11 protein-coding genes are annotated in these 11,842 nt (G+C 75.5%); all 11 read left to right on the forward strand.

Annotated features, from left to right (window positions below):
• Positions 1-119 precede the first annotated feature (119 nt).
• Genes AB0C17_RS14110 through AB0C17_RS14160 form a run of 11 tightly spaced genes read left to right on the forward strand, consistent with a single transcriptional unit; the run spans position 120 to position 11,821 of the window.
• On the forward strand, positions 120-1,274 hold the full coding sequence (locus AB0C17_RS14110; RefSeq protein WP_357382857.1) for an acyl-CoA dehydrogenase family protein: 1,155 nt from the start codon (positions 120-122) through the stop codon (positions 1,272-1,274).
• Positions 1,271-2,104 carry a cyclase family protein gene (locus AB0C17_RS14115; RefSeq protein ID WP_357478701.1) on the forward strand — a complete coding sequence of 278 codons (834 nt, stop codon included), beginning with the start codon at positions 1,271-1,273 and terminating at the stop codon, positions 2,102-2,104. Before AB0C17_RS14110 ends, AB0C17_RS14115 begins: the two co-directional genes overlap by 4 nt.
• Positions 2,101-2,739, forward strand: a complete 639-nt coding sequence (locus AB0C17_RS14120; RefSeq protein ID WP_357478704.1) for a TetR/AcrR family transcriptional regulator — start codon at positions 2,101-2,103, stop codon at positions 2,737-2,739. Before AB0C17_RS14115 ends, AB0C17_RS14120 begins: the two co-directional genes overlap by 4 nt.
• A complete protein-coding gene (locus AB0C17_RS14125) occupies positions 2,736-4,070 on the forward strand; it encodes an AMP-binding protein (RefSeq protein WP_357478707.1) in 1,335 nt (444 codons plus the stop codon). The genes AB0C17_RS14120 and AB0C17_RS14125 overlap by 4 nt, the downstream gene beginning before the upstream one ends.
• Complete coding sequence (locus AB0C17_RS14130; RefSeq protein ID WP_357383221.1) at positions 4,070-5,236, forward strand: thiolase family protein; 1,167 nt, start codon at positions 4,070-4,072, stop codon at positions 5,234-5,236. Before AB0C17_RS14125 ends, AB0C17_RS14130 begins: the two co-directional genes overlap by 1 nt.
• The gene (locus AB0C17_RS14135) at positions 5,233-6,636 is read left to right on the forward strand and encodes a 3-hydroxyacyl-CoA dehydrogenase NAD-binding domain-containing protein (RefSeq protein WP_357478709.1); all 1,404 of its coding nucleotides are present in this window, start codon (positions 5,233-5,235) and stop codon (positions 6,634-6,636) included. Before AB0C17_RS14130 ends, AB0C17_RS14135 begins: the two co-directional genes overlap by 4 nt.
• Complete coding sequence (locus tag AB0C17_RS14140; protein WP_357478712.1) at positions 6,633-7,448, forward strand: SDR family oxidoreductase; 816 nt, start codon at positions 6,633-6,635, stop codon at positions 7,446-7,448. The genes AB0C17_RS14135 and AB0C17_RS14140 overlap by 4 nt, the downstream gene beginning before the upstream one ends.
• Positions 7,445-8,239 carry a CoA-transferase gene (locus AB0C17_RS14145; protein ID WP_357382845.1) on the forward strand — a complete coding sequence of 265 codons (795 nt, stop codon included), beginning with the start codon at positions 7,445-7,447 and terminating at the stop codon, positions 8,237-8,239. Before AB0C17_RS14140 ends, AB0C17_RS14145 begins: the two co-directional genes overlap by 4 nt.
• Positions 8,236-8,964, forward strand: coding sequence for a co-chaperone HscB (locus AB0C17_RS14150; RefSeq protein ID WP_357478715.1), 729 nt, complete (start codon positions 8,236-8,238; stop codon positions 8,962-8,964). Before AB0C17_RS14145 ends, AB0C17_RS14150 begins: the two co-directional genes overlap by 4 nt.
• Complete coding sequence (locus tag AB0C17_RS14155) at positions 8,961-11,075, forward strand: acyl-CoA dehydrogenase family protein (RefSeq protein WP_357478718.1); 2,115 nt, start codon at positions 8,961-8,963, stop codon at positions 11,073-11,075. The genes AB0C17_RS14150 and AB0C17_RS14155 overlap by 4 nt, the downstream gene beginning before the upstream one ends.
• On the forward strand, positions 11,072-11,821 hold the full coding sequence (locus tag AB0C17_RS14160; RefSeq protein WP_357478721.1) for an enoyl-CoA hydratase: 750 nt from the start codon (positions 11,072-11,074) through the stop codon (positions 11,819-11,821). Before AB0C17_RS14155 ends, AB0C17_RS14160 begins: the two co-directional genes overlap by 4 nt.
• Positions 11,822-11,842 lie beyond the last annotated feature (21 nt).

An 11,842-nucleotide genomic window follows, 5' to 3' on the forward strand; every position in this document is an offset into this window, starting at 1 on the left:
AACAGCATCCGGGAAGCGCTTGACATGCCTGCCTGGCACCACCTAGACATCTAGACATACGCAACGGTATGGCGCTGCGCGCAACGACCGGCCCGCGCCGGAGAACCGGGAGGCACCACGTGTCCGTGATCTGGGAGCCACGCCTCGACGACGAGGGGCGCCACTGGCGCGACCTCGCCCGGGACGTGGCGGCACGCCACTTCGCGCCGCTGGCCGAGGAACTCGACCGGGAGCAGCGCTACCCGTGGGAGAGCGTGCGGGTGCTCGTCGAGCAGGGGCTGGCCGGGCTGCTCGTGGAACGCGAGCACGGCGGGCGGGGCGCGTCGTTCGTGACCGCCTGCGCGGTCATCGAGGAGGTCTCCCGCGCCTGCCCGTCGACCGGCGCGATCCTCACCGCGTACGCGCTCGGCGCCACCCCGCTGATGCTGGCCGGCACGCCCCAGCAGCGCGAGCGCTACCTGGGCGGCCTGGCCCGGGGCGAGGCGATCAGCTTCGCGCTGACCGAGGAGGGTGCCGGCAGCGACGCCGCCCGGATCCGCACCACAGCCGAGCGCGAGGGCGCGGGCTGGCGGCTACGCGGCGAGAAGATCTACATCGGCAACGGCGGCGCGTCGCGGTACTACGTGGTCTTCGCGCTGACCGACCCGCAGGCCGGCACCCGCGGCATCACCGCGTTCCTGGTGGACAAGGACGCCGACGGCGTGGTCATCGACAGGTACGAGGACAAGATGGGCATCCGCGGGACGCTCACCAGCAACCTCAAGCTGGACATCTGGGTGCCCGACGGCGACGTGCTCGGCGACCTCAACCGGGGCATGCGGCTGGCCATGCGGACGCTGTCCGCCGGGCGGATCAGTGTCGCGGCCCAGTCGCTCGGCGTCGCCCTGGCCGGCTTCGACGTCGCGTCGCGGGAGGCGGCCCGGCGGGAGACGTTCGGCCGGCCGATCATCGACAACCAGGGCATCTCGTTCCCGCTGGCGGACGTGGCCACCGGCATCACCGCGGCCCGGATGATCACGTTCGAGGCCGCCCGGACGCACCAGGAGGGCGGCGACGTCGGCATCCTCGGCGCGATGGCCAAGCTGTACGCCAGCGAGGTCGCGCACCGGGCGGTGGACACCGCCGTGCAGGTGTTCGGCGGCGACGGCTTCTGCAAGCCCTGCCCGGCCGAACGGCTCTACCGGGACCAGCGGATCCTGGAGATCTACGAGGGCACCTCGGAGATCCAGCGGCTGGTGCTGGGCCGGGCGATCAAGGCGTCGGTGGCGGCATGAGCGCGTCCTGGCGGCTGAGCGTCGACTGGCCCGCGTCCGGCGCCGCGCGGGTGTTCGACCTGGCGCAGCAGATGTACACGGGCATCCCGCACCACCCGAACCACCCGCCGTACAGCTTCACACTCACCAAGCGGCACGGCGAGATCATGTACCCGGACGGCGTCTCCGCCGCCGCCGAGATGATCACCACGGGCGGACACGTGGGCACCCACGTCGACGGGCTCGCCCACGTCTCCCGGCTCGGCAAGGTGTACGGCGGCGTGGATGTCACCGCGAGCCAGTCGTACGCCGGCGGGGTGCCGGACGTGTCGGTGCACGAGCTGCCGCCGATGCTGGCGCCCGGTCACCTGGTGGACGCGACAGTGGCGCTCGGCCGGCCGTTGACACCGGCCGACGGCGTCGGCGCGGAGCTGTTCGAGCGCTGGTTCGCCGACCGGCCCCGCCCCCGCCCCGGCGCCGTGGTGCTGGTGCGCACCGGCTGGGACGAGAAGTGGACGGACAACGCCGCGTACCTCGGTGTCGCCACCGGCGCACCCGGCGTGGACGTCAGCGGCGCGCGCTGGCTCACCGACCACGGCGTGGTGGCGGCCGGCGCGGACACCATCGCGTTCGAGCACATGCCCAGCCCCGCGCTGGCCGTGCACTGCCACCTGCTCGTCGACCACGGCGTGCCGATCATGGAGGCGATGAACCTCGCGCCGCTGGCCGCCGAGCGGGTCTGGGACTTCTTCTTCATCGCCGCCCCGCTGTCCATCCGGGGCGGCACCGGGTCGCCGATCCGCCCGCTCGCCGTCGTACCCGACACCACCGCACCGGAGACCACTGCATGACCGCCGACGACGAGACCACCGCGCGTCCGCCCGCCCCCGGCCGGCGGGACATCCTGGAGGCCGCCGCCACCGCGTTCACCCGCAACGGGTACGCGGCCACCACCATCGACGACATCGCCCGCGAGATGGGCGCCACGAAGGGCCGCGTCTACCACTACTACCGGGCGAAGGCGGACGTCTTCCTGGACATCGTCACCACCGGCATGCAGGAGCTGATCGACGGGATCGAGCCGATCGCCGGCAACGCCGGCCTCGATCCGGCCAGCCGGCTCTGGCGGATGGCGCACCACCACGCCGGCCTGATGATGACCCGCAACTCGTTCCAGCGGGTGGCGATGCGCGCGGTCGAGATGCGCCGGCTCGGCGAGGCGCCGGCCCAGCAGCAGGCGTTGGAGACCGTGATCGCCATGCGCGACCGGTACGAACAGATCTTCGCCGACGTCATCGACGAGGGCCGCAAGGCCGGGGTGTTCCGCGAGGTGGACAGCCGGCTGGCCACCAAGCCGCTGCTCGGCGCGCTGAACTGGATCAGCCTCTGGTACGACCCGCAGCGCGGTGACTACAACACCCGCCAGCGGCTCGCCGACGAGTACGCCGACTTCATCGTCGGCGGGCTGCGCCGGAGCCCGCGATGACCGGGCCGTTCTCCGAGCGCCACTGGCACGAGGCCGAGACGTGGCCGCGCGAGCGGCTGGCCGCGTACCAGCTCACCCGCCTGAAGTCGCAACTGTCCTACGTGTACGCCGCCAGCGACTTCTACCGCACCCGGTGGGACGCGCTCGGCTTCCACCCGGGCGACGTGCGCGAACTGGCCGACCTGCGCCGCCTGCCGCTGGTCGGCAAGGCCGACTACGTGGCCGACCTGGCCGCCCACCCGCCGTGGGGCAGCGCCGTGGCGGCGCCGGTCGCCGACCGCCGCCGCGTGCACTTCTCCTCCGGCACCACCTCGAACCCCACTCCGGTGCTGTGGACCGCGCACGACCTGGACCGCTGGGCCGACCTGTACGCGCGGGCCGCGTACAGCCAGGGCGTGCGGGACACCGACGTGTACCAGTGCCTGTTCAGCTACGCCTGGTTCGTCGGCGGGCTCGGCGCGACAGCCGGCTACCAGCGCATCGGCGTGACGCTGCTGCCCGCCGGCTCCGGCGACACCCAGCGCCAGATCGACACGATCTTCCGGTACGGCACCACAGCCGTCGGCGGCACACCGTCGTTCATGCTGCACCTGGCCGAGACCGCGGAACGCGCCGGCACCCCGCTGCGCGACTCGCCGGTGCGGCGCATCCAGGTCGGCGGCGAACCGGGCGCCGGGGTGCCGGCCACCCGCGCGCACATCGAGCAGCGCTGGGGCGCGAAGTGCTTCGACGGGTACGGCAGCCTGGAGTTCCAGCCGATCGCCTGGGAGTGCGAGGAACAGGCCGGCGGCCACCTGGCCGAGGACTTCGCGTACGCCGAGGTGCTCGACCCGTACACCCACGAGCCGGTGCCCGACGGCACGCCCGGCCTGCTGGTGCTCACCCACCTGGACAAGCGGGCCACGCCGCTGGTGCGGTGGGCGACCGGCGACGTGGTGGTCCGCGACAGCGCCGCCTGCCCGTGCGGGCGCACGCTCGCCCGGCTGCCGGGCGGCGTCGTCGGCCGGGCCGACGACATGCTCGTGGTACGCGGGGTGAACCTGTTCCCGTCCGCAGTCGAGCAGGTCGTCCGGGCCACGCCCGGCACCTGCGGCGAATACCTGATCGTCCTCGACGAGGACGTCACCGACCCGGCGACGGGCTACCTCACCGGCATCAAGCTGCGCGTCGAGGTGGCCGGCGACGGCCGGCGGGTCGCGCGCGAGCTGGCGCACGCCGTGCGCGCCGAGCTGACGGTGCGCGCGGTGGTGGAGACCGTCGCCGAGGGCACGCTGCCGCGCAGCACCCACAAGAGCAAGCGCGTCGTACGCGCCGACCGAGAGGCTCCGTGATGGACAGGCAAGCGTTCCTGGTCGGCGCCGTGCGGACCCCGCACGGCCGGTACGGTGGCGCGCTGCGCGACGTGCGGGTGGTGCGCCTGGGCGGGCTGGCCGGCGCCGAGGCGCTGGCGCGGGCCGGCGTGCCCGCCGAGGCGGTGGACGAGACGGTGGTGGCCAACTGCCGCCAGGCGGGCAACGGGCCGAACCCGGGACGGCAGATCTCGCTCGCGGCCGGTGTGCCGGTGCCGGTCCCGGCGCAGACGATCAACATGGCCTGCGCCTCCGGCCTCAAGGCGGTGCAGCTCGCGCACCGGTCGGTGCTGTCCGGCGAGGCCGACGTGGCGCTGGCGGTGGCGGCCGAGAGCATGAGCACGATGCCGTACCTGGCGCCGTACACGCTGCGCTGGGACGGGGTGCGGCGCGGCGACGTCCTGCTCCAGGACGGCTGGCGCGACGGCGGCACCGACCCGATCTGCGGCATGAGCATGGGTGAGACGGCGGAGAAGGTGGCCCGTGAGTTCGGCGTGTCCCGCGCCGACCAGGACGCCTGGTCGGCGCGCAGCCACCAGCGGCTGGCCCGGGCCTGGGAGTCCGGCGCGATGGCGCGGGAGGTGCTGCCGCTGGACGAACTGGACCGCGACGAGACGGTACGCCCCGACACCACACCGGACCGGCTCGCCCGGCTGCGCCCGTCCTTCACCGACGGCGGCACCGTCACGGCCGGCAACGCCAGCCAGATGGCCGACGGCGCCGCCGCGGTGGTGGTGGCCGGCGGCGAGGCGGTACGGCGGCACGGGCTCACCCCGCTGGGCCGGATCGTCGGGTTCGCGGCAGTCGGCGTCGACCCGACGATGATGGGCGTCGGACCGGCGGAGGCGATCCCGCTGGCCCTGCGCCGGGCCGGGCTGACCGTACGCGACGTGGACCTGTTCGAGATCAACGAGGCGTTCGGCGCGCAGATCGTGCAGAACGTGCGCGCGCTGGGCCTGGACGAGGAGCGGGTGAACGTCAACGGCGGCGGCATCGCCCTCGGCCACCCGACCGGCCAGAGCGGCGCCCGGCTGGTCGTCTCACTGCTGCACGAGCTGGCCCGCCGCGACGGCCGGTACGGCGTGGCGAGCCTCTGCGTCGGCGGCGGGCAGGGCATCGCCGCGGTGATCGAGCGGGTGACCCGGTGATCGCCGTCGTGGTCGGCCTGGGCCCGATGGGCCGGGGCATCGCGCAGGTCCTCGCCGGGGCGGGGCACACCGTCCGGGTCGTGGACGCCACCGCCGAGCTGGGCCGCGCCGGCCTGGAGCGGATCCGTGCCGACGGCGCGACCGGCGATCTCGACGCCGCCGCCGACGTGGAGACCGCGCTGGCCGGCGCCGACGTGCTGATCGAGGCGATCGTGGAGGACATGGACGCCAAGCGCGCCCTGCTCGCCCGGGTCGCCGCCGCCGGCGGGCCGGACCTGCTCGTCGCCTCCAACACGTCGTCGCTGAGCGTCAACGAGATGGGCCGCGCGTTCGGCGCCCCGGAACGCCTGCTCGGGCTGCACTTCTTCAACCCGCCCACCCGGATGCGCCTGGTGGAGGTGATCTCCGGCGCGGCCACCGGCGAGGCGGCCGTACGGCGGGCGCTGGCGCTCGTGGAGTCGCTCGGCAAGACCGCTGTGGTGTGCCGGGACTCGCCGAACTTCATCGTCAACCGGGTCTGCCGGCCGCTGTACTACGAGGCGCAGCTCCTGCTCGCGCAGGGCGTCGAGGCGGCGGTGGTGGACGCGGTCGCCCGGGGCGCGCTCGGGCACCCGATGGGACCGCTGCAACTGCTCGACTTCACCGGGCTGCACACGCACCTGGCCTCCTCGGAGACCGCGCTGCGCGAGTTCGGCGACCCCCGCTACCGGCCCATCCCCCAGGTGCGCGCCCTGGTCCGGGCCGGCCTGACCGGCAAGGCCGCCGGCCGCGGCTTCTACGACTACGCCACCGAGCCGCCGCGCGACGCCAACGCCCGGGTGGTCCGGCGGCCCGGGCCGCCGAACGGTCCGGCGGCCCGCGTGGTGAGCCTCGGCGCGCCGACCCCGCAGCGGGTGGCGGAGCTGGCCCGGCTGGCGGGGCGGCAGAACGTGGTGCTGGACAGCTCCGACGCCGGCTGGGCCGACGTGCTGCCCGCCGAGGTCGGCTGGATCCGGCTGCACCGGCGCGCCGACGACGCCGTGTTCGCCGAGGTGGTCGAGGACCCGGTCGCGGGCGTCGCCGTCCCCGGCTTCGTCGACCGGCTGCTGGATCACCTCGGCGCGCCGTCGGTGCGGGTGCCGGCGCTGCCCGGCCTGGTCGGCGATCGGCTCGCCCACTGCCTGGTGAACGAGGCGGCCACCGTGGTCGAGGAGGGCACCGCCACCGCCGACGACGTGGACGTGGCGCTGCGCCTGGCGATGAACCATCCGCGCGGCCCGTTCGAGACGCTGCGATCGACAGGGGCGGGGACCGTGTACGAGGCGCTGCGGTCGATGGCCGACGCGTTCGGCGATCCCCGCTACCGGCCGGCGCAACTGCTGCGGCGGCAGGCGATCGGCGAGGCGAGGGCCGCCCGGTGACGCGGGGCGACGACACCGGCGTACGCGTGCTGCGCGCCGGCCTCCTCGCCGGTCGGCACGCCGTGGTGACCGGCGCCGGCAGCGGCATCGGCCGGGCGGTGGCGGTACGCCTGGTGGAGCTGGGCGCACACGTCACCGGCCTGGGCCGGCACGCGGACACGCTCGCCGCCACCGGCGAGGCGGCCACCGGCGGCGGGCGTTACACGTACGCGGTCTGCGACGTCCGCGACCACGACCGCGCCGCCGCCACCGTCGCCGGGGCAGGCGAGGCGCACGGCATCGACCTGCTGGTGAACAACGCCGGCGGGCAGTTCTTCGCCCCCGCCACGCGGATCTCGGCGGGCGGCTGGGCGGCAGTGGTCGACCTGAACCTGACAAGCGTCTTCCACCTCACCACCGCCGCGTACCCGTACCTGCGGCGCGCCCGGGGCGCGGTGGTGAACATGTCGCTGTCCGGTGTGGAACGCGGCGGGCAGGGCATGGCGCACGCCGTCGCGGCCCGTGCCGGGGTGCTCGGGCTGACCCGGACGCTGGCCCTGGAGTGGGCCGCCGACGGCATCCGCCTCAACTGCCTCGGGCCGGGCACGGTGCTCACCGCCGCGCTCGACGCCGAGGCCGACCGGCACGTCCGGGAAAACCTGGTGGACCGGGCCACGCCGCTGCGCCGCCCGACCCGCGCCGAGGAGGTCGCCGAGCTGGTGGCGTTCCTGGCCGGCCCGGCCGCCGCCATGATGACCGGCCAGCTCATCCAGCTCGACGGCGGCGCGCACCTGGGCCCGGGGCTGCACATGCTGGCGGAGGCGTACCGGTGAGCCGCGCCCTCGCCGCCGTCGTGGCCGAGCACGTACGACCGGGCCGGCGGGTCTACCTGGGCAACTTCGGCGCGCAACTGTTCGCCGTGGGCCACGAGATGATCCGGCAGCGGATCCGCGACGTCGACGTGGTGATCGCCTCCGGCGGGCTGCTGATGGACCAGTTGCTCGGGGCCGGCGTGCTGCGGTCGGCCACGTACGGCCACTGCTGGAGCCCGGTCGGCCCGGCGCCGGCCTGGAACTTCCGGCGGGCCGCGCAGGACGGCGACACCCGGGTCACGCTGCACGAGCTGAGTCTCGGGCTGCTCACCGCCGCGCTCACCGCCGGCGCCTGGCGGGTGCCGTTCATGCCGGTGCCGGACCTGCCCGGCACCGGCTACGTGGACGAGGACTGGAGCCGGGGCCGGCTGTCCCGGGTCGACTCGGCGTTCGGGGCGGCCCGGGTGGTGCGGGCCGAGCGGCCCGACGTGGCGTTCGTCCACGTGGACCTGGCAGACACCGGCGGCAACGGCGTGATCCGGGGCCCGCTGGGTGAGGTGCTGGTGGCCGCCCAGGCGTCCCGCCGTACCGTGCTCGTCGCCGAGCAGGTCACCGACGCGGAGACGGTCCGCGCCGCCGGGATCAGCATCCCCGGGCTGCTCGTCGACGCGGTGGTCGAGCACCCCGGCGCGGTGCGCCCGGACGGCGCGGTCGGCCGGTACCCGCGCGACGTGCGGGCGTACGAGCGGTACGCCAGCTGTTCGGCCACGCCCGACGGGTTCCGGCGGTGGCTCGCCGAGGAGGTGCGGTGACCACCGCCGACTTCCTGGTCCGGGCGGCCCGGGAGTTCCGGCGCGGCGGCTGGGTGTTCACCGGCTTCCACTGGCCGGTGCTCGCCGGCCAGTGCGCGTACGCGCTGCCCGGCGAGCCGTTCAGTCAGGTCTTCGAGGCCGGCGCCAGCGCGCACCGGCCCGGCGCCGACGTGCCGACAAGCACCACCGACTACCCGGCGTACGCCGACGGGTTCGGCTGGCTGGGCGGCACCGCCGACGTGCTGCTGGCGATGGGTCACCGGTTCGACCGGGTGGTGCTCGACGCCGGCAACGTCGACCTGCGCGGCCGGATCAACTCGTCGTACCTGGGCCCCCGGGAGCGGCCCACGGTGCGGCTGCCAGGCGGCGGGGGCGCCGCCGACATCGCGGCGGCGGCGCGGGAACTGGTGCTGCTGCACGGGGCGAGGGATCCGCGCCGGATCGTGCGCGCGGTCGAGCACGTGACCGCCGCGCCCGCACCGGACGCGCTGGTGCGGCTGCACACCCGGTGGGGCGTGGCGCGGCTCGGCGCCGACCCACGGCTGGAGGAGGTCACCACCGACGGCGAGATGCTGCGCGCCCACCTGGCCGCGCTCGGCGTGCCCGTCGACGACGCGGTCCCCCGGCCGCCGGTCACCGCGGCCGAACGCGCCGCGGCGGTCGGCGTACTGCGGCGGGCCGCCGCGCGCGGTTACTCAGTGGCGAAGGGAACGGACAGGGGATGACTGACGACGATCTCGGCAAGCTGCGCCGGCAGGTACGGGAGCTGGTCGGCGAGTGGCGCGACGACGACCGGTTCCGGCCGGTGTGCGACGCGTGGCTGCGCTCGTACGACACGGAGTTCAGCCGCGCGCTGGCCGGCCGGGGCTGGATCGGCCTGACCTGGCCGCGCGAGTACGGCGGGCAGGCCCGCTCGAACCGGGCCCGGCTGGTGGTCACCGAGGAGCTGCTGCGCGCCGGGGCGCCGGTGGCGGCGCACTGGATCGCGGACCGGCAGATCGGCCCGGCCGTCCTGCGGTACGGCTCCCCCGCGCTGCGCGAGCGGTACCTGCCGGCGATCGCCGCCGGTGCGGTGACGTTCTGCCTCGGCATGAGCGAGACCGAGTCCGGCAGCGACCTCGCCTCGGTGCGTACCACCGCCCGCCCGGACGGCGACGGCTGGCGGCTCACCGGCGGCAAGATCTGGACCAGTCACGCCCACCGGTCCACGCACGCCTACGTGCTGTGCCGTACCGGCGCCGGCGGCGACCGGCACGAGGGGCTGACCGAGCTGATCGTGGACATGTCCGCGCCCGGTGTCACCGTCCGGCCGATCGTCGACCTGCGCGGCGAGCACCACTTCAACGAGGTCGTCTTCGACGACGTGCGCGTGCCCGGCGACCACGTGCTGGGCACCGCCGGCAACGGCTGGACGCAGGTCACCGAGCAGCTGTCCTTCGAGCGCGGCGGGATGGAGCGGGTGCTCAGCACGTATCCGCTGCTGGCCGCCACGATCGACGCGTGCGCGGACCGGCGGGACGCGGACGCGGTGCTCGGCGAGGCGCTGGCCCGGCTGGCCGGGCTGCGCGGCCTGGCCTGGCGCATCGCCGGTGAGCTGGACGGCGGGCGGGCCCCGGTGCACGCGGCGGCGGTGCTGAAGGACCTGGGCACCGAGTTCGAGGCGGACGTCAACGAGATCGCCCGTACCGTGCTCGACGTCGAGCCCGACCCCGACGGCGACGGACCGGCCGGGCTGCTCGCCCAGGGGCTGCTGGCCGCGCCGGGCTTCTCGATCCGCGGCGGTACCACCGAGGTGCTGCGCACAATCATCGCCAAGGGCGCCGCCCGGGCGCCCCGGCGCGGCGGCGACGAGCTGCGGGAACTGACCGACGACGTGCTCGGCGGGCACGGCGGCGACCCGGACGGCCTGCCCGCGCTCTGGTCCACGGTGCACGAGCTGGGCTGGACCGGCGTGTCGGTGCCCGAGGGCGCGGGCGGCTCCGGCGGCACGCTCACCGACCTGGCCGCGCTCGTCCGCGGGCTGGGCCGCCACGGCGTCTCCCTGCCGCTGGCCGAGACCGTGCTGGCCGCCCGGCAGCTCGCCGCCGCCGGCCGCGACCTGCCCGACGGCGTCGCCACTGTGGTCACCGGAGGCGGGCTCACGGTGGCCGGCGGGCGGCTGCGCGGCACGGCCGCCCGCGTGCCGTGGGCCGCCGCCGCGCGGACCCTGCTGGTGTACGCGGGCGACGAGGCCTTCGTGGTGCCCGCCGACCATCCCGGCGTCCGGGTCGCCCCCGGCCGCAACCTGGCCGCCGAGCCGCGCGACGACGTCGCGTTCGACGTGCCGGTCACCGACGGCATGCGGCTCACCGGCGCCGCCCCCGCCGCGACGATACGCGCCGAGGCAGCGGTGCTGACCGCCGCCGCGCTCACCGGCGCGCTGGAGACCGCCGTGGAGCACACCCGGCAGCACGTGACGACGCGGGAGCAGTTCGGCCGGCCGTTGCTGGCGTTCCAGGCGGTCGGGCAGACACTGGCCCGGATGACGTCGCACACGCTGCTGGCCGGCACCGCGGTGGACGCCGCGCTGGCCGGCCCGGAGCCGCTGCGGGTCGCCGCCGCGCGGGTGCTCAGCGCCCGGGCCGCGACGCTGGTGGCGCGCGGCGCGCACCAACTGCACGGGGCGATGGGCGTGACCCGGGAGCACCCGCTGCACCTGTCCACCCGCAGGCTCTGGTCCTGGCGGGACGAGAACGGCACTCAGCGATTCTGGGCCGCCACGCTCGGCGCGGCACTGGTGCCGCGCGGCAGCGCGGGCGTCTGGTCCTGGCTGACCGAGCAGGAGGACGAGTCATGAGCAGAGTGGAACTGCACAACGCGGACGGGCGCTGGACGCTCACACTCAACGACCCGGATCGGCGCAACGCCATCGACGCGGAGATGCGCGACGCGCTCGGTGACGCGATCGCCGAGGTGGCCGCCGACCGGCACGCCCGTACGCTCGTGGTCACCGGCGCGGGCACGGCGTTCTGCGCGGGCGCCGACCTGCCCGCGATGTTCGGCGAGCCCGGCCGCGGCGTCGCGGAGATCCGCGCCGACCTGCACCGCGTCTACGACAGCTTCCTGCGGGTACGGGCGCTGCCGATCCCGACGATCGCCGCGGTGCAGGGACCGGCGGTGGGCGCCGGGCTGAACCTGGCGCTGGCGTGCGACACCCGGATCGTCGGGCCGAAGGCGAAGCTGATCGCGTCGTTCACGAAGCTCGGCCTGCACCCGGGGGGCGGCTGCACCTGGTTCCTCACCCGGGCGCTCGGCCCGGAGCGCGCCCTGCAACTGCTGCTCGACGGCGGGAGCGTGGACGGACCCGAGGCGGTACGCGTCGGGCTCGCCGCGACGCTCGCCGACGACCCGCTGGCGGCCGCGCACGAGCGCGCCGAGCGGTGGGCGGCGCTGGACCCGGCGCTGGCCCGGGACATCAAGACGTCGGTGCGCACCGCGGAGACGTCCGGTTTCGCCGCCGCCCTGGAGTTCGAGTCGTGGGCGCAGGCGTCCTCGGCGACCGGGCCGGCGATCCAGGAGGCGGTGGCCGCGTTCCGCAGGTGAGCCGGCCGGCACCGGACCGGG

The organism is Micromonospora sp. NPDC048887 (assembly GCF_040649715.1).
GTDB lineage: Bacteria > Actinomycetota > Actinomycetes > Mycobacteriales > Micromonosporaceae > Micromonospora.

Excerpts from the sequence above, each read along its gene's own strand:
- AB0C17_RS14120 (WP_357478704.1), top strand. The coding sequence starts at position 2,101 with ATGACCGCCGACGACGAGACCACCGCGCGTCCGCCCGCCCCCGGCCGG.
- AB0C17_RS14115 (WP_357478701.1), top strand. The coding sequence starts at position 1,271 with ATGAGCGCGTCCTGGCGGCTGAGCGTCGACTGGCCCGCGTCCGGCGCC.
- AB0C17_RS14155 (WP_357478718.1), top strand. The coding sequence starts at position 8,961 with ATGACTGACGACGATCTCGGCAAGCTGCGCCGGCAGGTACGGGAGCTG.
- AB0C17_RS14160 (WP_357478721.1), top strand. The coding sequence starts at position 11,072 with ATGAGCAGAGTGGAACTGCACAACGCGGACGGGCGCTGGACGCTCACA.
- AB0C17_RS14125 (WP_357478707.1), top strand. The coding sequence starts at position 2,736 with ATGACCGGGCCGTTCTCCGAGCGCCACTGGCACGAGGCCGAGACGTGG.
- AB0C17_RS14130 (WP_357383221.1), top strand. The coding sequence starts at position 4,070 with ATGGACAGGCAAGCGTTCCTGGTCGGCGCCGTGCGGACCCCGCACGGC.